Source organism: Afipia sp. P52-10 (genome assembly GCF_000516555.1).
Taxonomy (GTDB): domain Bacteria; phylum Pseudomonadota; class Alphaproteobacteria; order Rhizobiales; family Xanthobacteraceae; genus P52-10.
The window spans coordinates 32,147-56,120 of record NZ_AZSJ01000001.1 but is presented as its reverse complement, the minus strand read 5'-3'; the positions used below and the strand labels follow the sequence as shown (position 1 = coordinate 56,120).

The following is a 23,974-nucleotide window of genomic DNA, read 5'->3' as shown; positions in this document are numbered from 1 at the left end:
ATCCAGAAAACAAATCCACCCAGGAAAGGCAGCAGCGCATGGCCGCGACGACGTCCCCAGCCTTCGAACACTGGCGCGCCGGTTACGGCCCGATCAGGCACAGCGACGAGACGGTCGCGCGCATTCGCGCGCTCGCGCAATCGCCCAAGCTGAACCCGGACGCGCTTTACCGCCTGCTCGCCGCCGCCGACCGGCTGACCGCTGCTGCGATGTGGACGGTCGTCCACATGACCTATGCCAAGCGCGTCGACCTCTCCGGCGCGCCGCTACCGGCCGAAGCCTTCAAGGCGGCCCCGGAAGGGCATACCGGTGGATCGCTGAACATGGTGCCCGCCTTTGTCGGTTACCTCACCGCGAACGCGCTCTCGGCCACCACCCGCTCCTGGGTGATGGGACAGGGCCATTGCGTCGCCGCGATCGAGGCGATCAATGCGCTGACCGGCGATGTCTCCGATGCGCAGAAGGGACGATACGACCGCAGCGAGAAGGGCCTGTCCCAGCTTGCCGCCGATTTCTATTCCTACGCCATCGATGCCGGCGGCCGCCCGGCGGTGCCGATCGGTAGCCATGCCGGACCGAACACGGCCGGAGCGATCTCCGAGGGCGGCTATCTCGGCTTCGCCGAGGTCCAGTATGTCCATGCGCCGCTGCCGGGAGAGAGCCTGGTCGCCTTTCTGAGCGATGGCGCCTTCGAGGAGCAGCGCGGCTCTGACTGGACGGCGCGCTGGTGGCGCGCGGAGGATAGCGGCCTCGTGGTGCCGATCATGATCCTGAATGGGCGACGCATCGAGGAGCGAGCGCAGATCGCGCAGCAGGGCGGCGCTGAGTGGCTCGCCGAACATCTCAGGCTCAACGGCTTCGATCCCTTCGGCATCGACGGCAAAGACCCGGCGGCCTTCGTCTGGGCGATCCTGACAGCCGAGGAACGCCTCGGCCGGTTTATCGCCGAGCCAGGCCGTGCCTATCCCGCCCCCATTCCCTATGTCATTGCCGAGACGGTGAAGGGCTTCGGCTTTCCGGGCGCCGGAACAAACGCGGCGCACAACCTGCCACTGACCGCAAACCCCTCGCGCGACGCCGCTGCCCGCAAGGCCTTCAACGACGCGGCGCGAGCCCTGTTTGTAACGCCTGACGACATCGAGGATGCGGTCGCCGCGATCGCCGTCCATGGACAACAGAACCGGCCAGCGGAGAGCAGCCACCCGCTCGCGGTCCGCCATCCGTCGGCGCCGGACCTGCCTGCGCCCGGTTGGACCGAGATCGGCGCGCCGGCCGATTGCGCCATGCATGCGCTCGACCGCTGGTTCGTGCGTCTCGTCGACGCCAATCCCGCCCTGCGGGTGCGCGTCGGCAATCCCGATGAGCTGAGCTCCAATCATATGGGGGCGACCCTCGAGCGGCTGCGCCATCGCGTCAACGCGCCGGAGACCGGCGTCGCCGAAGCTCGCGACGGCAGCGTGATCACGGCGCTGAACGAGGAGGCAGTCGCCGCCGCGGCGCTTGCGAACAAAGGCGGTCTCAACCTCATCGTCAGCTACGAAGCCTTTGCGATGAAGATGCTCGGCGGCCTGCGGCAGGAGATCGTGTTCGCCCGCCGCCAGCGTGAGGACGGCAAGGAGCCGGGCTGGATTTCGGTGCCGCTGGTCGTCACCTCGCACACCTGGGAGAACTCGAAGAACGAGCAATCACACCAGGACCCGACGCTCGGCGAGGCGCTTCTCGGCGAGATGTCCGATACGGCGCGCGTGCTGTTTCCCGTCGACGCCAACAGCGCCGTCGCCACCATGGCCTCGGTCTTCGGCGGTCGCGGACAGGTCGCCGGTGTGATCGTCTCCAAGCGTGACATGCCACATCGTTTCGATGGTGAGGCCGCGACCCGCTTCGTCGCCGATGGCGCCGCCACGATCGAAGGGCAGACCGAGGATGCGCAATTGCAGATCGTCGCGATCGGCGCCTACCAGCTCGAAGAGGCGCTCAAGGCCGCGCGTCGTCTGAAAGAGCACGGACGGCGGGTTCTGGTGACGGCGATCAACGAACCGGGCCGCCTCCGCATCCCGCGCGACCCGATCGAGGCGCGCTTCGTGGCGACGGACGACGCGCTGAACCGCCTCTTCCCTGTCGGCGTTCCGCGGCTGATCGTATCGCACACGCGGCCCGAACCGATGCTCGGCCTCTTGCGACGGCTCGACGGCGGGCCGAAGCAAACCGCGGCCCGCGGCTATATCAGCCGTGGCGGCACGCTTGACGTCGCCGGCATGCTGTTCGCCAACCGCTGCTCATGGGCGCATCTGATCGAAGCGGCTGCTCCCCTGGCCGGTTGGTCGCGTGAGGACTTTCTGACGAATGTCGAGCGCAACGCCATCGATGGGAAAGGTTCACCCGCCGATCTGTCCACCCCCACGCATTGAAGGACGACATGCTGACACTCACTTCCCTCGGCGGCGCAGGCACCGTCACCGGTTCGAAACATCTCCTTGCCAACGGCGACAAGCGCATCCTGATCGACTGCGGTCTGTTTCAGGGCCTCAAGAACTTGCGCGAGCTGAACTGGGAGCCGCTGCCGATCGCGCCGGCGAGCATTGACGCCGTCATCCTGACGCACGCTCATCTCGACCATTCGGGCTATCTTCCGAAACTGGTGCGTGACGGCTTTCGCGGGAGGATCTACGCGACGTCCGCGACGCGCGATGTGTCGGAGCTCATCCTGAAGGACAGCGGACACCTTCAGGAGAAGGACGCCGAATACGCCAACCGCAAGGGCTTCTCGAAGCATAAGCCGGCGCTCGCGCTGTACGGCATCCATGATGCCGAGCGCAGCCTCGAGTTCTTTTCGACCGTGCCCTTCGACAAGCCGGTCAAGCTGCCTTTCGGCGCGACGCTCACCTTCCGCCATGCCGGCCACATCCTGGGTGCTGCGACCGCCGAGGTCGAATGGGGTGGGCGGCGCATCGCCTTCTCCGGCGATCTCGGCCGCTATGACGATCCGGTTCTGCCCGATCCGGTCCCGGTGCCGGAGGCGGATTACGTTCTGATCGAGTCGACCTATGGCAACCGTGTTCACGATCCCGCCGATCCGACCGAAGCGCTCGGCGCTGTCGTCGAACGGACGATCGCGCGCGGCGGGACGGTCGTCGTTCCCGCCTTCGCCGTCGGACGCGCCCAGTCGCTGCTCTACCATCTGTGGAAGCTCAAGACGGCCGGGCGCCTGTCGAAGGTGCCGATCTATCTCGACAGTCCGATGGCGATCGACGCTACTGACCTTCTCCATGCCCATCGTGAGGATCATCGTCTGTCGCCAGGGCAATGCAAGGAAGTCTGCGCGATCGCCACTTACACGCGCGACGTCGACGGCTCGAAGGGCATCACGGCGAGCCCCTACCCCAAGGTGGTGATCTCGGCGAGCGGCATGGCGACCGGCGGGCGCGTCCTTCATCACCTGAAGGCCTTCGCTCCCGACGCCCGCAATACGATCCTGTTTTCGGGTTTCCAGGCGGCCGGCACGCGCGGCCGGGCCATGCTGCAAGGTGCGCAGGAGACCAAGATCCATGGCGAGTGGATTCCGGTCCGCGCCGCGGTCGAGGAGCTGTCGATGCTCTCGGCGCATGCCGATTCCAACGAGCTCATGCGATGGCTCTCGGGCTTCCGGCGGCCGCCGTCTCGTGTCTTCATCGTGCACGGCGAGGACGCGGGCTCCGAAGCCCTGCGCGTCCGCATCGACCGCGAGCTCAAATGGAACGCCGTCGTTCCCCGGCAGAACCAGAAGTTCGATCTATGACGCCTGCCGACAGCACGATTCCCGCCCAACCGACGCTGCGGGTCCGCCGCATCCGCCTGCACACGCAGCACCAGGCTGTGGTCGTCATGCGAACCGACTGCCACGTCTGCCGATCGGAAGGCTTGGCGGCCCGCTCGCAGGTGCTGGTCTCGAACGGCAAGGGTCAAGTCCAGGCGACCTTGTTTCAGGTCGACGGCGACGACCTCATCGCCATCGACGAGGTCGGCCTCTCCGAGACCGCGTGGGAACGGCTCGGCCTCAGCGACGGTGATGTGGTCCGTGTCAGCCATGCGCCCGCGATCGACTCGCTCGCCAGCGTGCGTCAGCGCATCTATGGCAATCGGCTGGACGCACGCGCCTTTGCCGACATCCTGCGGGACGTGGTTGCCGGACGCTATACGGAGGTCCACCTTGCGGCCTTTCTGACCGCCAGCGCCGCTCTCCCCCTCGACGAGACCGAAACCGCCGATCTGACCGGCGCCATGGTGGATGTCGGCGAACGGATGCGATGGGACGCACCGATCGTCGTCGACAAGCATTGCGTCGGCGGCCTTCCTGGCAATCGGACCACGCCGATCGTGGTCGCGATCGTTGCCGCGAACGGCCTGGTCATGCCCAAGACCTCCTCGCGCGCCATCACCTCCCCGGCCGGCACCGCCGACACGATGGAAACGCTGGCGCCGGTGGAGCTCGACATCGCTACGCTGAGGCGCGTCGTGGAGAGCGAAGGCGGCTGCGTCGCCTGGGGCGGCGCCGTGCATCTGAGCCCCGCCGACGATATCTTCGTGCGTGTCGAGCGCGAGCTCGACATCGACACCGAAGGCCAGCTCGTCGCCTCCGTGCTGTCCAAGAAGATTGCCGCGGGTTCGACCCATGTCGTGATCGACATTCCTGTCGGACCCACTGCCAAGGTGCGCGGCGAGGACGCCGCCAGCCGCCTGGCGGAGCGCCTGAGCTTAGTCGCGGCCCGCTTCAACCTCGCGACGACCTGCGTCCAGACCGATGGCTCTCAGCCTGTCGGGCGCGGCATCGGCCCCGCGCTGGAGGCGCTTGACGTGCTTGCCGTGCTGAACAACGCAGCCGAGGCGCCCGACGATTTGCGCCGTCGCGCCGCCGCTCTGGCTGGAGCCGCGCTCGAGATCGGCGGCAAGGCCGCGAAGGGACAAGGCACCGACCTCGCGCTTGCAACGCTAGCCAGCGGCCGGGCCTGGTCGAAATTCGAGGCGATCTGCCAGGCCCAGGGCGGCCTTCGTGTGCCGCCGAAGGCGTCGTACATCCATCCCCTGACGGCTGCCCGTGCCGGTCGTGTCGTCCATATCAACAACCGCAAGCTCTCTCGGCTCGCCAAGCTCGCGGGTGCGCCGGAAGCGAAGGCGGCTGGCGTTCACATGGAGGTCAGGCTCGGCGACGAGATCGATCGCGGCCAGCCGCTCCTCCATGTCCACGCCGAGACGACCGGTGAGCTCGCCTACGCGCTCGATTATGCCGCGCGCGCCGGCGACATCGTCGAGGTCGAGGCTTGAGATGGCGTTGGCCAGGGTCGATGCGTCGAGCACATCGACCGGACGGATTCCCTCTCGCGCATCGGCTCATGCATTGGACGGTGCTGCTTCTATGCCTCGTCCAGGTGCCGACCGCCTGGGCGATCCAGCGCACCCACATGGCGCACCTGTTTATGAAGCCGCGTCCCATCGACCTGTTTCTGCATCAGGTGCATGCTTGGAGCGGCTGGGCGATTCTCTTCCTCGTGCTGGCGCAACTTGTGCTGCGCTTCGCCTACGGTCGGCCAGCGCCCGTGCCGGGCTTGTCCCCTTTCGAGCGCATGAGTGCCGCCGCCATGCATGCGGCGCTCTATGCAGTCCTGGTCGCGCTGCCCGTCACCGGCACGATCGCCATGTATCTGACGTTCCGGATCGCGCCGGTTCACAGCCTGCTCAGCTGGACGCTGCTCGCTCTCGTCCTGCTTCACGCCGGCGCCGCGCTTTGGCACCATTTCTGGCGTCGCGACCAGGTCTTGTGGCGCATGATCCGAAAAGCGCGATGACGCTCGCCTCGCGCCAGAGCCGCCCGCCTTCGGGAGGTTGGCGATGGAATCGCTGATTGCAAAGCTCGGCCTTGCCCTTGCCATCGGCCTGCTGGTTGGCCTCGAGCGCGGGTGGCGCGAGCGCGACGCGCCGGACGGAACGCGCACGGCCGGTATCCGCACCTATGCGATCACAGGCTTGCTAGGCGGACTGTTCGCGACAATGGCCCGCAGCCTCGAAGCGCCTTCGGTGCTCGTTGCGGGCCTCTTCGCCTTCACGGCTGTCTTTGCCTGGTACAAGAGCCGCGAAGCCATGCATGATGCCGACTTCAGCGTAACAGGGGTCGTCGCTGGGCTCGGCGTGTTTGTCCTCGGCGCCCTGGCGGTCGTGGGCGACCACCGTGCTGCTGCCGCTGGGGGCACCGCGCTGGCCGTTCTTCTCGCCAGTCGCGATCTCCTCCATGGTTTGCTCAGACGCATCTCATGGCTCGAGCTGCGCGCCGCGCTGGTGCTCGCTGTCATGACAGCGATCGTCCTGCCTCTGCTTCCCGCAGAGCCGATCGATCCCTGGGGCGGCTTCAACCCCCGCCAGGTGTGGCTGTTTACGGTGCTCACCGCCGCGATCTCCTTCCTCGGCTACATCGCCGTGCGAATCCTTGGCACCACAAGGGGCGTGCTCGTCGGCGGACTGGCGGGCGCGGTCGTCTCGTCTACGGCTGTCACCCTTGCATTGGCACGCGCGGCGGCGGCGGGGGAAAATCCCTGGCCACTTGCCGGTGCCGCGACACTCGCTTCCGCTGTCTCGGTCCTGCGCGTCGCCGGCATCGTGGCCATCGTCGCACCCGCGGTACTCGGCGTCGCCGGCCTTGCTATTCTCGCAGCCGTCACCGGCTTGGCGATATGCGGCGGCGTCTTCCTCACCCGCGGTCACCTTGCGGCGACCGGCGACAGTGCGCCGCGCAACCCCTTCGAGCTCGCACCGCTTCTCGCTTTCGCGGCGCTGTTCGCCGTCGTATCGACCATTAGCGCTGCTGCGTCGGGATATGCCGCGGGAACGGTTGCGACGTCGGCAGTCTCGGGGACCTTCGACGTCGACGTTGCGGTTCTGAGCGCGCTGCGGCTTCTTGGATCGACAGCTGATCAGGAGACCGTCGGGCACGCTGTCCTGATCGCGCTTGCAACCAATGCCGCCGGCCGCCTCCTCGTTGCCGGTGCGACCGGTCCCATCCGCTTTTGGCTTCCTCTCGCGATTGCCACTGCGCTGGCGGGCGCGGCCGGCTTCGCAGCCTTCATGGTGCTGCCGCACTTCGGTTGGCCCGGAGCGACGCCAGTTCTGCGGTGACAGAGGTGGCCGAAGATCTCAGCACGCCCATCGATGGCGACTGCATAAGCAAATGCCCCGACAGATTGATCCCGATCAATCATGATTGAAGCGTGCTAAGATATTCTCCTAGAAACGGGTCCTCAAGGCAGATGGGTTTACTGGCCAGTGTCGTCGGTTGCATGAGAACGGCGCTGGTCGCCGTGCTCATGCTCGCCTTGCTCGGTATGTCGGTCGCTAGCGCACACGCCATGCCCTGCCCGAACACGGGGCATTTGGTCGAGCACGTCCTGGGCAACGAGAGCGCGGGCAATCCAGTCGGCATCCATTCGCAGACCAGCGCCATCGACAAACTGATCCGAACGCATGCCGACCGCTGTTGCACATCGGTTTGCAGCCTTTGCAACGCGGCCGCAACCACGGGACCGGACGAGAGGCCGCGGCCGATGCTGGTCAGGCATCGACTCGATCGCGGCGACCCGATCGCCGGCATCTTTGTCGGTCAGCCGCACAAACCTCCTCGACGCTGATCCATTCGCCCCCCGATGCTCCGGGTTTTGGCGCGCACCTTCACGGTGCTCAATCAGCACACCTGGCCTATTCAGGCACGATGAGGATTTACGATCATGAACAGACGCAGTTTTCTCAACACCATGATGAGCGGCGCGGCCGCTCTCGGGACTGGCGCCCTTGCTCGTCCCGCGATTGGCTGGGCGCAGGCCCAGGCCGGCCGCTCACCCACCAAGCTCGCAGCCGCGAGCCGCACCATCGAGGTCAATGGCCGCGCCGCACGCGTCTTCGGCCTCATGCAACCCAATGGCACGCATGGCCTGACATTGGATGCGGAGGCACTTTTCGACGTCGAGCTTACGAACGAGATCGGTCAACCGACGCTCATTCACTGGCACGGGCTGACGCCGCCGTGGCAGGCGGACGGCGTGCCGGACAATCCCTCGCCATTGCTCAAACCGGCAACCAGTCATCGCTACACGTTCCCCGTCGGCGATGGCGGGACGCACTGGATGCACGCCCACACGCTGCAGGAGCAGAATCTGCTCGCAGCCCCGCTCATCGTCCGCCGGGCCGCCGATCTGGCGCGCGACGAGCAGGAGGTCGTCATCCTCCTGCACGATTTCTCTTTCACGCCCGTCGAAGAACTGCTCGCGCGGTTGCAGCAAGGCCAAGGCCATGACGTGGCGAAGAAATCAGGCGATATGGCCGGCATGTCGATGATGAGCCACTCCGGGATGGGGCACGGCGACATGGGCAAGATGTCGATGGGGGCAATGCCTGGCATGCAGATGGCCGGAATGGACCTCAACGACATCGACTACGATGCCTATCTCGCCAATGAGCGGACGCTCGACGACCCCGAAATCGTGCGTGTGGAAAAGGGCGGTCGCGTTCGCCTTCGCATCATCAACGGCGCAACCGCGACGGGCTTTACGATCGATACCGGCGCGCTCAAGGGAACACTTCTCGCGGTCGACGGCCAGGATGTCGAACCGATCATGGGTTCGACCTTCCCGGTCAGCATGGGGCAACGCCTCGACATCTCTCTCTCGCTGCCGACGGGCGAAGGCGCGTATCCCGTCCTTGCGCTGCGCGAGGGCGCTGCCGAACGAACGGGCGTGATCATGGCTACGCCCGGATCCACCGTAAAGCGCGTCGCCACGGCCGGTGACCAGGCCGGTCCGATCGTCGGGGCCGATCTCGAGCAGCGACTGCGCGCGCGCCATCCTCTGGAGGTGAAGCCCGCGGACCGCAGTTTCACGCTAACGCTGACCGGACAGATGCAGGGCTATGCGTGGGCGATCGATGGCGGCGGCGCGCTGCGTGCACGCCGCCGGCAACGTATCGAGATCACCATGCGCAACGCATCGATGATGTCGCATCCGATGCACCTGCACGGCCATCATTTCCAGGTCACCGCCATCAACGGCGCGAAGCTGGCCGGCGCGGTTCGCGATACCGTGCTGATCCCCCCGGGAGCCTCGATGACGATCGTCTTCGACGCCAACAACCCCGGGACGTGGCCACTGCATTGCCATCATCTCTATCATATGGCGACTGGCATGATGGCCTACGTCACCTATGAGGACCTCGGCTGAGCCGCGAGAAGCCCGATGCCGGCGTCGTCGTCGGCATCGGGCAATCGAAAGGTGGAGGCCAACCTTCGCACTCCCAAACACAGAGCGAGTTCAAGTTGACGAAGCTTATGGCTGAGAAGGCATCAAGCAGCCTCTGAAATAGGACTGCTCTTGAATTGGCGACGATAGCTCGCGGGTGAAATCGAGAAAGCTCGCGTGAAGTGCTGGCGCAAGGAAACCGTCGAACCGAACCCGGCCAAATCGGCCACCTGCTCAATCGAGCAAGAACTGGTTTCCAGCAATCGCTGTGCTGCCGCGAGGCGATGGTTCAACAGCCGCTGCGTGAACGTTGTCCCGGTCTTCTTCTTGAAGTGCCGGGTGAAGCTGCGCAGGCTCATGCCTGCTTGGTCGGCTAGCCTCTCAAGCGATAGTGGCTCATTCAGATGCCCGATAGCCCAGTTGACCGTGGCGTGGAGTTGGTCCGCGTCCGCCCTCGCCGGTAGGGGCTTTCGATATACTGCGCCTGACCGCCGTGCCGATGTCGGACGACTACGAGACGCCGCGCGATCCGGTTGGCGATCTCCGCGCCATAATCCTTGCGCACGATGTGCAGGCAGCAATCGATGGCGGCCGCCGTCCCTGCCGAGGTAAGGATATCGCCCTCATCGATGTAGAGCGCGTTCTGCTTCAAGGCGACCTGCGGATAGCGTTGCTCGAACTCGTCAGCCCACGCCCAATGCGTCGACGCCGCACGCCCGTCGAGCAATCCGGCCTCGGCCAGCACGAACGTTCCCAGGCACAGGCCGACGATCCGCGTGCCGCGCGCATGGGCCGCTTTCAGCGCCTTCGACGGTCGTTCTCGCGGATCGCGCCAGGCAGGATCACGGTGTCCGCTTCATCGAGGAGGCTCAGGTCGTGGTCCGAGCACGAACAGGAGCGCCGGTCGGAAGATGTGAAGTCTGGACGCCGTACCGCCACCGGTCACGCCGGCACCACCAGCAACATAGGACAGGTAGCCGGGCACGAGGGGCAGGACGGAGGGAGAAAGGAAAGAGATAGCGCCGCCGGCGGCGGCTGTTGCCAGACCGAGCAGAGATATATCCAGCGCCGCCATCCTCAGCGCTTTCCGTCGCTGGACACTTGCTGCGCGGAGAGCGGCGATCGGGATGGAAAAAACGATCCCGCCAAGAGAAGCGCGACGCCACTGCTAATCGCAACGTCCGCCATGTTAAAGGCAGGCCAATGCCAATTGGCCACATGAAAATCGAGAAAGTCGGTCACCGCGCCTTGATGCACGCGGTCAATGATGTTGCCGGCGGCACCGCCGGCGATCAAACCGAGAGCCGTGGCCTCAAAAGTCCTGTGGGTTCGCATTGCCCAAACGAGAAGTCCGACCGTGATCGCCACTTTGATCCCGGCCAGCACCAGCGGACGCTCAAGAAAAAAATCTTGGAACATGCCGAAGCTGACGCCAGTGTTGAAGCCGAGCGACAGGTTGAAAAAGGGCATAACCTCGATAGTGCGCGGCGGGACCATCACGGTATTGAGAATCAACCACTTTGTAGCGACGTCGAACAGAAGCGCGGTGGCAAATCCACCACCAACCCATATCGCGTGATCTCTACGAGAGCTTCCGGTCAAGACAATTCCTCATTTATTGGAGTTCAGGTCGGCATTTCTCTGCCGACAGCGGCTGCCCAAACAGAACGCGACCACTGTTGATTCAATGCGCAGGTGCGGGGCGAGCCGCAGCGGAATGCTCAGGCTCATTTGCTTGAACCTTTGCGCCGCCGGTTGGACCACCTTCCGTCTGGCGCTGTCCACGATTGAGGAGGCGTAACCCGTTGAGGACGACCAGCAGAGACGCGCCGACATCGGCGGCGATCGCTCCCCAAAGCGACGCGAGACCGACTATGGTTAGCACGGTGAACAACAGCTTCACCGCGATCGAGAAGGTGATATTCTGCCGAATAATGGTGAGCGTGGCTCGTGAATGACGCACTAGCCAGGGCAACCTCGAAAGATCATCTGACATCAGCGCAACATCGGCGGTTTCGATCGCGGCATCGCTACCCATCGCTCCCATGGCAATGCCAAGATTGGCGCGGCCCATGGCAGGGGCGTCGTTGACCCCGTCGCCAACCATCGCGACTGCTCCGTAGCGCCGGACCAGGTCTTCGACGGCGGCGACCTTGTCGCCGGGCAGAAGTTCCGCGCAAACCTCGTCGATGCCTGTCTCCTTGGCGATCGCCTCGGCGGTGGCCCTATTGTCGCCCGTCAGCATCACGACCTTTTCGACGCCAGCGCGATGGAGCGCTGTTACGATGTCCTTGGCTTCAGCCCTCACAGCGTCAGCAACGGCTATCAGTCCCCAGACCTCCCGGCTATCGCCAACCGCGACAATGGTACGACCAGCCCCAGAGAGATAATCGGCGCGTTCCAAAATTGCCGTAGAGCTGATCGCGCGTTCATCAAGGTAGCGACGTGACCCAAGCCAGACTTCGCGACCGGCGACGCGGCCGATCATGCCGCGCCCCGTGATGGCCTGGACCGCCTCGGCCGGTTGCGCGGCGATCCCACCTTCAGTTGCCCTTGCTAGAATGGCGCGCGCTAGCGGGTGTTCGCTGCGGGCCTCAAGGGCCGCAGCCAGCCGAAGAAGGTCCCCTTCGCTGCGATTGCCGAGCGCCAAGATCTCCACGACCCGCGGACGCCCTTCGGTGAGCGTTCCAGTCTTGTCCATGGCGATTGCCTTCAGGCGAGCCGGCGTTTCGAGATGGACACCACCTTTCACCAGAACGCCCTGTTTAGCCGCTCCAGCGAGAGCGGCTACGATCGTCACCGGCGTCGAGATCACAAGGGCGCACGGGCAAGCGATCACCAAAAGCACGAGGGCGCGATAGAACCAAACCTCCCAGCCACCTCCGAGTAACGGCGGTGGCACCAGAAAGACGGTGATCGCAAGTGCCATCACGACCGGGGTATAGATCCGGGCGAACTTCTCGACCCACTGCTCGCTGGGTGCGCGCCGGCCCTGCGCGGAGCCGACCATGCGGATGATCTGCGCGAGCGTAGTGTCGTTCGCAACCTTGGTGGTCACGACATTGAGAGCGCCTTCACCGTTAATGGTGCCGGCGAAGACCTCGTCCCCCTCGGACTTGAAGACGGGGACGCTTTCGCCGGTGATCGGAGCCTGGTTGACCTCGCTCTCGCCAGCGGCCACCCGACCATCGAGAGGAACCTTGTCGCCGGGCCGAATGATGATGTGAGAGCCAACACGGACTTCGGCGGCCGGAATGTCACGCTCGGTCCCGTCTTCGAGCCTGATGCACGCCGTCGGCGGCGCGAGTTCCATGAGAGCCGCGACCGCTCGCCGCGCCCGGCCGAGGCTCCAAGCTTCAAGCGCCAGAGCCAACGCGAAAAAGAACGAGACGGCCGCCGCTTCGAACCAAGCGCCGATGCCGATCGCGCCCGCGACGGCAATCACCATTAGGAGGTTCATGTCAGGGCGCAGTCTTCGCGCCGCGAGCCATGCCTTGGGAGCGACGTAGCGCGCGGCACACAGCACAGCGAGCGAATAGAGGATAATGCTCGGTAGCGGCGTCGCGCCTAGAGCGTGTTCGCCGGCCTCGAAGGCAGCGATAATCCCGCCTCCAAGCCAGGCATGCACCGCAAAGCCGAGCGCAGCGAAAACGCCGCTCACGGCCGTCAGCCATGACTGAATACGCCGTCGGTGTTCGTCTGCCTGTGCGACTTCACTGGTCGCGCCTTCGCTCCAGGGCTCTGCGCGTAGACCTGCACGAGAGACGGCTTTCCCGATGCGAGCTTCCAACGCGGCGTCGGACGCAATGTCAATCGACATGCGACCATTGAGGAGATCGAAGGAGAGCTTGTCTTCGCCGACGAGCGGACCGACTTCGCGCTTTAGCGCGGCGATCTCATCGGCACAATCCATACCGTGAATTCGATAGACGATGCCAAGCTCATTGGTTGGGAGCGGCGGGTTGAGGGTTTTTTGCACCTCGGCCGAGCAACTGCACGCGGAGCCTGCGGCGTCGCAGGTTGAAGGCTCAACAACGGATGACGACGACCACGGCTCAGCGCGCATCCCCGTTCGCGTGACAGCCTGCTTGATCTGCTGGAGTGTTGCTCGGCTCTGGGGGGCAACGGTCATAGCGCCCTGTGCAGTGTCGAAGGCAAGTTTGTCCTCGCCGACGAGCGGTCCCAGCTCCCTGGTTAGAGCAGCCACTTCGTTCTTGCAGTCGAGGCCGTGCACGCGCAGAAGCATAGCTTCATCGGAACCATCTTGGACGAGAGAGCCGGACATTCCGGTCTTCGAGACGCCGCGCAAGAGTTCGTCGATCGAGGCACGCTGACGAGACGCGACCGTCATCAACCCCTTTGTCGTGTCGAAGGCAAGCCCGTCCTCGCCACCCACCAGTGGACCGATTTCGCGCTTGAGGATCGCGACCTCGTTCTTACAATCGAGCCCTTCGACCTTGAACAGCCACGCGGATTCCGTCGGATTGCCGGGCTGCAATAAAAGCTTGGCTTGCATCCCGGTGGAGGCGACCGCCTGTTCGATTGCACCGAAAGCCGAAGTGCTCTGCCCCAGGATCTCCATGACGCCGCCCTTGGTGTCGAATGACAACTTGTCCTCGCCACCCACGACCGGACCTACCGCGGCACGAAGCACCCGAACTTCGTTCTGACAATCCAAGCCGTCGACCTTGAAGCGTAACAGGCTTGACGTGCTCCTTGTCCCGGTATCTTCAGTCATCTTGAACTCCGGAATTGTCTAATTGCCTTGAGCGTCGCTCGAATCCTGAGCGTACCCAACGTTCTGCGGCCGACACAAAATCAAGGAGCCCGAGCCAAGTTCCTATCGGCTGTCGTTGGGATCACCTCGACAAGATGGACATCACCACCCATATGCACCCTGTAGCAACTATAGGGTCAAGGGCATGGAAGGCGATTTTCTGACGATCGGCGAGTTGGGGCGCAGAACCAACACCAAGGTCGAGACCGTCCGCTACTACGAGCGGATCGGGCTGCTCGCCACACCGAGGCGGACAGCCGGCAACTATCGCGCCTACGGAGCGGAGCACCTGAATCGCCTCAGCTTCATCCGACGTTCGCGAGATCTTGGATTTTCGATCGATCAGGTCCGCGCACTGCTCGATTTGGCCGACCAGCGCGAACGCTCTTGCGACGCGGTCGATGCCATCGCCAAAGAGCATCGGACCGAAGTCGATCGAAAGATCGCCGATTTGCGCGCATTGCGTCGCGAACTCGACAGTATGATCGATCAATGCCGCTGCGGCACCGTTGCCGATTGTCGGATAATCGAAGCACTATCGCCCCAAACCCAACAGGGACCAAGGTAATTGGGCCTTTTCTCCTCCCCGATGCCGCTGGCCCTAAAGAATGCTGGTGGTCATCCGATCTGCCCGCGTTCCTGACCGCCGCTGAATCGCAGGTGAGGACCTTGGGGGCGACGCGCGACAGAAATGGGGGCCAGTTCAGGATGGGGGCGGTTATCGGCGGGACCACCTACGCGCCTTCGCGCAGCGCGTAGAGGTCGCGGATGCCGAAGTTCGCATCATGGGATCGAAGTCAGAGCTGTTACGAACGCTCGTGGCCGCTTCGAGAGGGAGATCGGCGGCATTCGGCGTACTTAGTACTGTACTGAAGTGGCGCGCCAAATTCCGCCGATTGCCCTCCACAGTGCGATATAACCGCCGAGACTACGCCCGCGCAAAGGGCGGAGAACAGCCGGTGTATAAAAAAGCGTAGAAACGGCGGTGTTTGGCGGCAAAAATGTTCGAATCATTTGAGGTCGAATGTTCGATTTCTGAGCTTGGGCTCACTTCGCCGGAGTGAAGGCACTTGGCATCGTGACGAATGGGGTGATTTTGCCGCTACTTGCAATTATCCTGCTGATGCGCGCGATCAAGGTGTGGCGGCGCACATAAATCTACACTCGAATGGGGTACGTGTTGCGAGAGTTTCTCGAAAGGCATCAGGTCTGGATTTATTTCGCCAGCGTCATTATCGGCGCTGCCTTTGCTTGGGCGGTTGCGGGGACAGAACAGCTTGAGGCGTTCGTCAACCCTGCCCTCGCATTGATGCTCTTCGTCACCTTCCTGCAGGTTCCGCTTCGCGACATTGGAAAGGCCTTCAGAGAGGTTCGATTCCTGACAGCGCTGCTCGCGGCGAACTTCGTCGTCATACCCTTCCTCGTGTTCCTCCTGTTCCAGTTTGCCCCTACCGATCCTCTGGTCCGGCTCGGCATGGTGATGGTGCTGCTGACACCCTGCATCGACTACGTTGTTACCTTCTCCCAGCTCGGGCGGGCGGACGCGCGGCTTCTACTGGCTTCCACCCCGCTGCTGCTCGTCGCTCAAATGGCGCTGCTGCCGCTCTACTTCGCAGCCTTCTTGGGGAGCGACGCTTCCGGTCTGGTCAGCATCGGCCCCTTCCTGCACGCATTCATCTGGTTGATAGCCATCCCGCTCGCTCTCGCGGCGCAGGTGCAGTTCTGGGCTTCCCGCAGCAGTGTCGGAAGCCGAACCTCAGACGCATTCGGGCTGCTGCCTGTCCCCTCGACGGCGCTGGTGCTCTTCCTTGTCGTCGCCGCAACGGCGCCGCTCCTGGGGAGCGCCGTTGGAAGCGCGCTGGCAGTTCTGCCTCTCTATGCCGCCTTCGCGGTCGTTGCCCCGATGCTCGGATGGTTTACGGCGCGCGCCTTCCGGCTCGGTGCAGCGGCATCGCGATCGATCGCGTTTTCGAGCGCCACACGCAATTCGCTGGTCGTCCTGCCGCTGGCGCTTGCGGTGCCGGGAGCCGTTCCCGTGCTCCCGGCCGTCATCGTCACGCAGACACTGGTTGAGCTGCTTTCAGAGCTGGTCTACGTCCGCCTCATGCCACTGGTCGGACGTTCGTTCGAGACGGCCGAACAAACTGCCTGAGTGCTTAGCACCGACAGCCGCGTCTATCTTCGGCAAGATCTTCCAGAATGACGCACTCGGCAGCCGGGCCGCCGGCGCATTGGATATCGCAGCGCTCGACGAACTCTTCGAGACTGTGCTCCAGTTCCTTCATCTCGGCGATCTTGTCCCGGACGCTCTGAAGATGACCGCTGGCGAGATCGCGCGCCTCAAAGCAGTTCCGGTCATGGCTGGTCGAGAGCATGACGAGATCACGAACCTGCTCGACCGGAAAACCGAAATCCCGGCAGCGGCGGATGAAGGTTAGCAGCTTGGCATCTGAAGCCGCGTAGGTCCGCCTGCCGCCATCCGTGCGGGCGGCCTTCGGGATAAGGCCGATCTCCTCATAAAAGCGGATGGTCGGGACCGAGCATCCCGTGCGCTCGGCCAACTCGCCAATGCTCAAGCTTTGAGCCTTCACCTTTTCGTGTCGCATTGCCTCTTGCTCCTCAAGTTACTTGAGGAAGTAGGGTTTGGTCATCGAGCAATCAAGATCGGAGAACCGACCATGAGACCAATGACTGCTGCACTCGCACTCGGGGGCGCCTGTGCGGCCTGTTGCGCCCTCCCGCTTGTTGCCGGCCTCAGCATGTTCGCCGCCGCGGGTGGCGTAGCCTATGCGGGCGGCGCAGCCGGGATCGCCATAGCCGCTGGCGCGGGGGCGCTGGCCTGGTACACGTTGCGGCAACGCCAGGCTCCGAAGCGCCAGACAACTGACCGGCCGGCGTCCGCCTGTGGATGCACGCCATCTCCCGCTAGAAGAGACGAGGCTATCGAGACGGCAATCGCCTGCACGCTCCAGGCGGACGACTTCAGGGGCCGTACTGCTTGGATCAGGGGCATCGCTGAGCGGCATCTACGGAAATCCATGCGCTCGCCGTTGACGCTCTATCTCGTCTATGGACCGGAAGCGGCTGACGACGTTCGCGAGATGGTTCGCAAGGAGAGTGAATGTTGCGCCTTCCTGCGCTTCGATCTCTCGGTCGCCAATGACGAGGTTCATCTGCTGATCACAGCGCCGGAGGCTGCGAGAGAAGCCGCCGATACGCTGTTTGACCACTTCGCGCCAGACCTTGCGCCCCAGAATGCCGCTGCCTGAGCGAAAGGAGTCCTATCATGATGAATCGCCGAACGATCCTCACAGCCGCAGCCATTCTCGCTCTGCCGCTTCCGGCCCGCTCTGCCGAGCTGACGCCCTTCAACGCTGGAGCCTTCGAAAAAGCACGGGCTGAAGGCAGGCCGATCCTCGTCCATGTCACCGCGCCGTGGTGCGGAACCTGCCAAGCTCAGAAACGTATACTTCCCGATCTTCTCGCATCGCCGGAATTGTCGAGGATTCTATGGCTGGAGGTCGATTTCGACTCCCAATCCGACATCCGCCAGAAATTCGATGCCCGGCACCAGAGCACTATGATCGTGTTCAGTGGTGGCAAGGAAGTCGCACGGGCCGTCGGCGAGACGCGCCCGGATGCGCTTCGGGGTCTGCTCGCCAGGGCGCTGTGATGACGACTACGCTGGCGTTCCTCGCAGGCGTATTGTCGATCCTCTCGCCATGCGTCCTTCCCCTCGTGCCGATCGTACTCGGGGCGGCCGTTTCCGAGCACAGGTTTGGTCCGGCCGCGCTGGCGGTAGGTCTCGCGATTTCATTCGTCGCTATCGGCATGTTCGTGGCGACGGTCGGCTTTGCCATCGGCCTCGATGGGGCGTTCTTCCGAATGGTCGGCGGTGCCCTACTAACGAGCTTGGGACTGGTGCTTCTTGTTCCAAGGTTTCAGGTCGTGTTCGCGACAGCGGCAGGCCCGGTATCGGACTGGACGGAACGCCGGTTCGGCGGCTTCTCCCAAAAGGGACTATCGGGACAGTTCGGGCTTGGCCTTCTGCTGGGCGCTGTCTGGTCGCCTTGCGTCGGCCCGACACTTGGCGCGGCATCAGTCCTCGCGGCACAAGGCGAAGACCTCGGGCATGTGGCGCTCACCATGGGGACGTTCGGGCTAGGCGCCGCATTGCCGCTGCTCGCGCTGGGCCTCCTGTCCCGGGAAGCCATCCTGCGGTGGCGCGGCCGCATGCTGTCTGCTGGCTCCGGCATGAAAGCTGCCCTCGGTGCGATGCTGCTGGCCGCTGGAGTGCTCGTGCTGACCGGCCTCGACAAGGTGCTTGAAGCAGCCATGATCCGGTCGGCGCCATCCTGGCTGATTGATCTGACGACCAGATTCTAGACGTGAAGAGCAGTTGGCGAGCTAGTATGTATCAGAAAGGAGGGCATTAGAGGGCGCGCCAAGCGGCGAACACCTCACACCTCAGCAGATTTGCACGGCTCTTTGCTTCTGCATTACTCCGAACAGCACAATCACCAGTCCGACATTCACAAGCGCGACGGCGAAGAGAACAGCTAACGCGCCGTTCGCTCCCATCCTCTCGATCAATATCGCGCCGATAGAAGGCGACGCGGCCTGCATGATCAGGCTCGGCATCGCGATCCGGCCCATGATCGCCGGGTAGCGGCGCTCGCCAAACACCGCGAGTGGTAGCGTGCCTCGGGCAATCGACTCGATGCCAATGCCGGCTCCATAGAAAATCAGCGCAGCGGCTATGATTGGGAAGCCCACCCATAGGAGCCCGACGCCGGTGGCGACAAACATTGTCGATGCCAGCTTCGTCCATATGGGATGATGAAACCGGCTGATCGCCATCTCGATGGCGCGGGCACCAACCTGAGAAGGGCCAACGATGGCTCCAAGCGCAACGGCGGCGCCAAGAGCGATGTCACGGGCCTGAAGGATCGTCAGCATATGGACGGACAGCAGGGCGGAGATCATCGAACTGATGGTGATCACGAGCGCGATGAGGATGAACAGCAGCCTCGACCAAGTTGGAACCGGATCGGCGGATGCGCTGTCGCTCGCCGGATGCGCGCTATGATCGGGGCTTCGCTTCTGCTCCTTCGGCAACGCGAAGACGTAGAGCGGCAACAGAACCAGCAAGTGGATGGCCGCGTAGATCAGGCAGGCATTCCGCCAGCCGAACTGCGAGACGAGCATGGCCGACAGAGGCCAGCAAACCGTGCTCGCGAAGCCGCCGAACAGGGTCAAGGTCGTGATCGCCGTGCGGCCGCGCTGGCCATAGATACGGCCAAGCGTCGCAAAGGCCGCATCATAAAGGCCAGCTCCCATACCGATGCCAAGCACAAGCCAGGAAAGAACGTAGACGGGCAGGTTCGGAGAAAGAGCGAGGCCGATCAGGCCGAACGCGAGGAAGGCGGCGCTCGTCGCGAGCACAAGCCGGCCGCCCAGGCGCTGGATGCTGTCACCGACGCGCGGCGAGACAAGGCCGGCCATGAGCAGCCCGAGGGAAAGGCCGCCAACCACCCAGGCCAGAGGCCAACCTGTATCGTCCGCAATAGGCTTCGCGAGTACGGCCAGCAGATAGTAGGACGAGCCCCAGGCGAGGATCTGAGTGACGCCTAGGACCGGGATTATCGATCGGAGGCGCGGTAGATCCTCCATCGACGTGGGCTGGGTAGCAGCGCTGACGGTCACGCGGCGACCCCGCAACCACATCCCTTTTTGCCCTGGTCCTTTGCGACCGCATCGGCCACGCAGCAGGCATCGGCTCTCGCTGGCGCAGGACCTCCGCAGCATCCCGCTCCGCCGCTGTCCGCCACCGAGAAGGTTGTGGTGCAGACCCCGGTCTCGGGGAGCACGAGGTGGACGTTGTCTGCGGCCGTCATATCGCCGGCGAGCGCGGCCACGACGGAGCGGACCTGCTCATAGCCCGTCAGGAGAAGGAATGTCGGCGCGCGCCCGTAGCTCTTGATGCCGACAGTGTAGAAACCCGGTTCGAGATGGGCGAGCTCGCGGTGACCATGCGGTGGGACAGAGCCGCAGGAATGTTCGTTGGGATCGATGAGTAGCCCCAGCGCTTTGGTGCTCTCCAGCCACGGATCAAGGTCGAGACGGAGTTCGCGCGTCAGCGATAGGTCGGGCCGCTGGCCCGTTGCGGCGATGATCCGGTCGACCGGTCCGATGGTGCGCGGACCCTCGGCCGTCTCGCCGTCCACCATGATCCGGCCATCCTCCTGACGGAGCGCGAGGATCGCGAAGCCGGCGACTAGCGGAGTGCGTGCGCTCTCGACCAGGCTACGCGTCTCGGCCCCGAGTTCACCGCGTGCTGGCAACTGGTCGGCATCGCCGCCGCTGAAGATGCGCGCGAGGTTGGTGCCGCGCGTTGCCCAGATTGCGGCTGTGTCCGGCTCGGTCTTCGCCAACCTGTCGAGATCGAGCAAGGCATTGGCGGCCGAATGGCCCGCCCCGACCACCAGTGTCGTGCGGCCCGCATAGACATCTCGATGCCGGCCGAGGACATCGGGAATGCCGTAAGCGATACGCTCGGCGAATTCCATCTCGCCTTCGGCCGGAAGGCCGCTTGAGCCAAGCGGGTTCGGCGTAGCCCATGTTCCGGAGGCATCGATCACCGCCTGAACGAGATCGCGGCGCGTGCCCGCAGCCGTCTTGACCGACAGGACGAACGGACGCTCCGCCCGGCCACGGCTGACGACCTTGTCGAGGCCGAGGCGGGAAACCGCTGTGACGCGCGCGCCCGTCTCGATAATGCCAGAAAGCTCGGGTGTTGCGGCAAGCGGCTCGAGATATTCCCGAACGATCTCCCCCCCGGTCGGGAAGACGTCAGCCGATGGCATCGCCCATCCTTGGCGTTCGAGCAACGCGGCGGAGGCGCCATCCACGCAATAGCGCCACGGCGTAAAGACCCGGACATGGCCCCAGTCGCGCATGCTGGTGCCAACGTCAGCACCGGCTTCATAGAGCTTTACCGGAAGGTTCCGGGAAACGAGATGGGCCGCGGCTGCGAGACCGACGGGACCGCCACCGATCACGGCTATTGGGAGAGATTCAAAGCGCTGAGCTGGCATATTCCATCCTTCCAGGATTATCGAAATATTAGGCAAAAAAGAGAGGCCGTCAGGCGGCAGCCTCCTCTTCATCCGTGGCGCAAGCCGCGTCGGCGCAGCATTCATCCACCAAAAATCCAACCAGGCTGCTCATGGCTGGGTAGTTGGCTCTGCAGATCAACGTGGTCGCTTGCCGTTCCTGCGTCACCAACTCNGTCGCGATCAGCCGCTGGAGATGATGCGACAGTGTTGAGGCGGGAATGCCGAGCTTCTCCTGCAAACGTCCGACAGGGAGACCGCCGTCGCCTGCGCGGACCAGGGATCGATAGACCTGAAGCCGGGTGGCGTTGCCGAGCGCCTCAAGCTGCTTTGCTGCTTCTTCGATAATCATGGAAATAGACTATGCCTCCCCCAGCGGGCCGTCAACAGCTATTTCCATGATTATCGAAATTAGTGGCCGCCCTTGCCTTCTTCCGCCAAACGCGCCGCCACGCGCCCGTTCTCGTACCAGCCTTTGGAGCGGTTCACGATCCAGACGACAGAGAGCATGACCGGCACTTCGATCAACACGCCGACCACGGTGGCGAGCGCCGCGCCCGACTGGAAGCCGAACAGGCTGATCGCGGCGGCTACCGCCAGCTCGAAGAAGTTGGACGCGCCGATCAGCGCCGAGGGACCGGCGACACAATGCTGTTCGCCGGTGAGGCGGTTGAGCAGATAGGCGAGCCCCGAGTTGAAATAGACCTGGATCAGGATCGGCACGGCGAGCAGCGCAATGACGAGTGGCTGCGCCAGGATTTGCTCTCCCTGAAAGCCAAACAACAGGACGAGCGTTGCAAGCAGTGCCACCAGCGAAAGCGGCTGAAGCCGGTCAAGAAACCGCTTCAGGGCCTGATCACCACCGGTCGCCAGCAGCCGACGCCGGAGAAGCTGCGCAGCGATCACCGGCACGACGATGTAGAGCGCAACCGATAGGACAAGTGTATCCCACGGCACGGTGATCGCCGAGAGGCCGAGCAGCAGGCCGACGATCGGCGCGAACGCGAACACCATGATCGTGTCGTTGAGTGCGACCTGTGACAGCGTGAAATGCGGCTCGCCTTTCGTCAGGTTCGACCAGACGAAGACCATCGCCGTGCAGGGCGCAGCCGCGAGAATGATCAGGCCGGCGATGTAGCTGTCGATCTGGCCGGCCGGCAGGTAAGGGCGGAACAGATAGTCGATGAACAGCCAGCCGAGTGCGGCCATCGAGAACGGCTTCACGGCCCAGTTGACGAAGAGCGTGACGCCGATACCGCGCCAGTGCTCCTTGACCTGGCCGAGCGCGGCGAAGTCGATCTTGACCAGCATCGGCACGATCATGAGCCAGATCAGCGCCGCGACCGGCAGGTTGACCTTGGCGAGCTCGGCCGCGCCGATCGCATGGAACACGCCGGGCATGAAGTGGCCAAGCGCGACACCAGCCACGATGCAGAGTGCGACCCAGAGGGTCAGATAGCGTTCGAAGGTGGACATCTTGCTTCCCTATGCCGTCGCGATGCGGCGGCCGTGCTCGTCCACCACCCGTTCGCCGTCTTCCTTGATGAACTCGCCGTGCTGGGGCGGGAGGAGATCGAGCACTTCCTCTGACGGCCGGCAAAGCCGCACACCCTTCGGGCTGACGGCGATCGGCCGGTTGATCAGGATCGGATGCGCCAGCATCGCGTCGAGAAGCTGATCATCTGTCTTGCTCGGATCGCCGAGGCCGAGCTCGGCGTATGGCGTGCCCTTCTCGCGCAGCAGCGCCCGGACGGTGATGCCCATGCGCCCGATGAGTTGCTCAAGCATCGCCCGGCTCGGCGGCGTCTTGAGGTATTCGACGACATGGGGCTCGATGCCCGCGTTGCGGATCATCGCCAGCGTATTGCGCGAGGTGCCGCAGTCGGGGTTGTGGTAGATGATAACGTCCATGGCCGGCCTCACGCTGCGCTCGGCCGCGGCGATGTGGCCCCCTCGATGCGGCCGATCTCGCGAAGCTTCGTGCCAAGGGACGCCTTGTCGAGACTTTCCATCGGCAGTGCTGCGAAGACGGAGACGCGATTCCGCAGATAGCGGAAGGCCGCCACGAACGCCTTTTCCTTCTCGATATCGGGTCCTTCGACCGCGGCCGGGTCTTCGATCCCCCAGTGCGCTGTCATCGGTTGCCCCGGCCATACCGGGCAGGCTTCCCCGGCAGCGTTGTCGCAAACGGTGAAGACGAAATCCATGACGGGCGCGTCGGGCTTGGCGAACTCCTCCCAACTCTTCGACCGGAAGCCCTCAGCCGGATAGTCGAAGCTTTGCAGCACCTTCAACGCGAACGGGTTGATGGCACCCTTCGGCTGGCTGCCGGCCGAGAAGACACGGAAGCGGCCGGCGCCATCCTTGGCAAGAATACTCTCGGCTAGGATCGATCGAGCCGAATTCCCGGTGCAGAGAAAAAGCACATTGTAGATGCGATCAGTCATGGGCGGCCTCCGTGGCGGCGATCTTTTGTGGTGGGCAGCATGGAGAAAGGTCGGCGATCAGGGGCGCGCAGATCTCCGGCCGACCGCCGCAGCAATCCTTGACCAGAAAGCCAGCGATCGCGCGGACAGCGTCCAGCTTCGCCCGATAGATGATCGATCGGCTCTGGCGCTCGGCCTCGATCAATCCGGCGCGGGTCAAGATCGCCAGGTGCGTCGACATCGTGTTGTGCGGCACGTCCATCTGTCGAGCAACCTCACCCGCGGGCAGTCCGTCAGGCTCGTGCTCCATCAGCAGCCGAAACACGTCGAGACGTGTTGGCTGGGCGAGTGCCGCGAAGGCAAGAATAGCTTGTTCTGATTCCATATGTCGAGACTAATCGACATAAC

General features: G+C 63.9%; 24 protein-coding genes. 11 read left to right on the top strand and 13 right to left on the bottom strand.

Translation table 11 applies throughout. From position 1 onward, the window contains the following. Positions 1-38 precede the first annotated feature (38 nt). From X566_RS00295 to X566_RS00265, 6 genes are all read left to right on the top strand, one after another. Positions 39-2,408: a xylulose 5-phosphate 3-epimerase gene (locus X566_RS00295; RefSeq protein ID WP_034462654.1), complete on the top strand. Its 2,370-nt coding sequence runs from the start codon at positions 39-41 to the stop codon at positions 2,406-2,408. An 8-nt stretch (positions 2,409-2,416) separates the two neighbouring features. Further along, positions 2,417-3,775 carry an MBL fold metallo-hydrolase RNA specificity domain-containing protein gene (locus X566_RS00290; RefSeq protein WP_034462730.1) on the top strand — a complete coding sequence of 453 codons (1,359 nt, stop codon included), beginning with the start codon at positions 2,417-2,419 and terminating at the stop codon, positions 3,773-3,775. Continuing rightward, on the top strand, positions 3,772-5,298 hold the full coding sequence (locus tag X566_RS00285) for a thymidine phosphorylase family protein (protein ID WP_034462653.1): 1,527 nt from the start codon (positions 3,772-3,774) through the stop codon (positions 5,296-5,298). Before X566_RS00290 ends, X566_RS00285 begins: the two co-directional genes overlap by 4 nt. Before the next feature lie 20 nt (positions 5,299-5,318). Beyond that, the gene (locus tag X566_RS00280) at positions 5,319-5,819 is read left to right on the top strand and encodes a cytochrome b (protein ID WP_034462652.1); all 501 of its coding nucleotides are present in this window, start codon (positions 5,319-5,321) and stop codon (positions 5,817-5,819) included. Between the two features lie 43 nt (positions 5,820-5,862). Further along, the gene (locus X566_RS00275; RefSeq protein WP_034462651.1) at positions 5,863-7,140 is read left to right on the top strand and encodes an MgtC/SapB family protein; all 1,278 of its coding nucleotides are present in this window, start codon (positions 5,863-5,865) and stop codon (positions 7,138-7,140) included. A gap of 605 nt (positions 7,141-7,745) precedes the next feature. Beyond that, positions 7,746-9,230: a multicopper oxidase family protein gene (locus tag X566_RS00265; RefSeq protein ID WP_034462649.1), complete on the top strand. Its 1,485-nt coding sequence runs from the start codon at positions 7,746-7,748 to the stop codon at positions 9,228-9,230. Positions 9,231-9,352: 122 nt separating this feature from the next. Here the strand turns inward: X566_RS00265 and X566_RS25195 are convergent, their stop codons facing one another. From X566_RS25195 to X566_RS00250, 5 genes are all read right to left on the bottom strand, one after another. Next, positions 9,353-9,607 (bottom strand): helix-turn-helix domain-containing protein, encoded by a 255-nt coding sequence (locus X566_RS25195; RefSeq protein ID WP_051443747.1) that lies wholly within the window; start codon positions 9,605-9,607, stop codon positions 9,353-9,355. A 41-nt stretch (positions 9,608-9,648) separates the two neighbouring features. Then, entirely contained in the window at positions 9,649-10,005 is a 357-nt protein-coding gene (locus X566_RS25230) for a hypothetical protein (protein WP_244434628.1), read from the bottom strand. 99 nt (positions 10,006-10,104) lie between these two features. Continuing rightward, positions 10,105-10,323: a cytochrome c biogenesis protein CcdA gene (locus X566_RS24185; RefSeq protein WP_081739988.1), complete on the bottom strand. Its 219-nt coding sequence runs from the start codon at positions 10,321-10,323 to the stop codon at positions 10,105-10,107. 2 nt (positions 10,324-10,325) lie between these two features. Further along, complete coding sequence (lspA, locus tag X566_RS00255; RefSeq protein WP_343213021.1) at positions 10,326-10,850, bottom strand: signal peptidase II; 525 nt, start codon at positions 10,848-10,850, stop codon at positions 10,326-10,328. 82 nt (positions 10,851-10,932) lie between these two features. Continuing rightward, positions 10,933-13,986, bottom strand: a complete 3,054-nt coding sequence (locus X566_RS00250; protein WP_173402554.1) for a cation-translocating P-type ATPase — start codon at positions 13,984-13,986, stop codon at positions 10,933-10,935. 184 nt (positions 13,987-14,170) lie between these two features. Between X566_RS00250 and X566_RS00245 the strand changes: the two genes are divergently transcribed. Together X566_RS00245 and X566_RS00240 are read left to right on the top strand one after the other, a co-directional pair. Continuing rightward, positions 14,171-14,593, top strand: a complete 423-nt coding sequence (locus X566_RS00245) for a helix-turn-helix domain-containing protein (RefSeq protein ID WP_034462648.1) — start codon at positions 14,171-14,173, stop codon at positions 14,591-14,593. Between the two features lie 600 nt (positions 14,594-15,193). Beyond that, complete coding sequence (locus tag X566_RS00240; protein WP_034462647.1) at positions 15,194-16,177, top strand: arsenic resistance protein; 984 nt, start codon at positions 15,194-15,196, stop codon at positions 16,175-16,177. 4 nt (positions 16,178-16,181) lie between these two features. Here the strand turns inward: X566_RS00240 and X566_RS00235 are convergent, their stop codons facing one another. Next, on the bottom strand, positions 16,182-16,631 hold the full coding sequence (locus tag X566_RS00235) for a helix-turn-helix domain-containing protein (RefSeq protein ID WP_051443745.1): 450 nt from the start codon (positions 16,629-16,631) through the stop codon (positions 16,182-16,184). A gap of 432 nt (positions 16,632-17,063) precedes the next feature. On the opposite strand from X566_RS00235, the gene X566_RS24540 reads away from it, so the two are divergent. The 3 genes from X566_RS24540 to X566_RS00220 are packed head-to-tail and all read left to right on the top strand — an operon-like array spanning position 17,064 to position 18,411. Further along, positions 17,064-17,294, top strand: coding sequence for a hypothetical protein (locus tag X566_RS24540; RefSeq protein ID WP_244434619.1), 231 nt, complete (start codon positions 17,064-17,066; stop codon positions 17,292-17,294). A gap of 17 nt (positions 17,295-17,311) precedes the next feature. After that, positions 17,312-17,698, top strand: a complete 387-nt coding sequence (locus X566_RS00225) for a thioredoxin family protein (RefSeq protein ID WP_034462646.1) — start codon at positions 17,312-17,314, stop codon at positions 17,696-17,698. Further along, positions 17,698-18,411, top strand: a complete 714-nt coding sequence (locus X566_RS00220; protein WP_034462645.1) for a cytochrome c biogenesis CcdA family protein — start codon at positions 17,698-17,700, stop codon at positions 18,409-18,411. Before X566_RS00225 ends, X566_RS00220 begins: the two co-directional genes overlap by 1 nt. Positions 18,412-18,492: 81 nt before the next feature. Here the strand turns inward: X566_RS00220 and X566_RS00215 are convergent, their stop codons facing one another. The 7 genes from X566_RS00215 to X566_RS00185 form a co-directional block, all read right to left on the bottom strand. Further along, a complete protein-coding gene (locus X566_RS00215; RefSeq protein ID WP_034462725.1) occupies positions 18,493-19,698 on the bottom strand; it encodes an MFS transporter in 1,206 nt (401 codons plus the stop codon). Positions 19,699-19,727: 29 nt separating this feature from the next. Further along, positions 19,728-21,122 (bottom strand): FAD-dependent oxidoreductase, encoded by a 1,395-nt coding sequence (locus X566_RS00210; protein WP_034462644.1) that lies wholly within the window; start codon positions 21,120-21,122, stop codon positions 19,728-19,730. Positions 21,123-21,171: 49 nt separating this feature from the next. Further along, positions 21,172-21,492 (bottom strand): helix-turn-helix transcriptional regulator, encoded by a 321-nt coding sequence (locus X566_RS00205; RefSeq protein ID WP_034462643.1) that lies wholly within the window; start codon positions 21,490-21,492, stop codon positions 21,172-21,174. Positions 21,493-21,551: 59 nt separating this feature from the next. Continuing rightward, a complete protein-coding gene (gene arsB / locus X566_RS00200) occupies positions 21,552-22,616 on the bottom strand; it encodes an ACR3 family arsenite efflux transporter (protein ID WP_034462642.1) in 1,065 nt (354 codons plus the stop codon). Positions 22,617-22,625: 9 nt separating this feature from the next. Next, positions 22,626-23,051, bottom strand: coding sequence for an arsenate reductase (glutaredoxin) (gene arsC, locus X566_RS00195; RefSeq protein ID WP_034462641.1), 426 nt, complete (start codon positions 23,049-23,051; stop codon positions 22,626-22,628). 8 nt (positions 23,052-23,059) lie between these two features. Next, positions 23,060-23,587 (bottom strand): arsenate reductase ArsC, encoded by a 528-nt coding sequence (locus tag X566_RS00190; protein WP_034462640.1) that lies wholly within the window; start codon positions 23,585-23,587, stop codon positions 23,060-23,062. Further along, on the bottom strand, positions 23,580-23,951 hold the full coding sequence (locus tag X566_RS00185; protein WP_034462639.1) for a helix-turn-helix transcriptional regulator: 372 nt from the start codon (positions 23,949-23,951) through the stop codon (positions 23,580-23,582). The genes X566_RS00190 and X566_RS00185 overlap by 8 nt, the downstream gene beginning before the upstream one ends. Between the last annotated feature and the right edge of the window lie 23 nt (positions 23,952-23,974).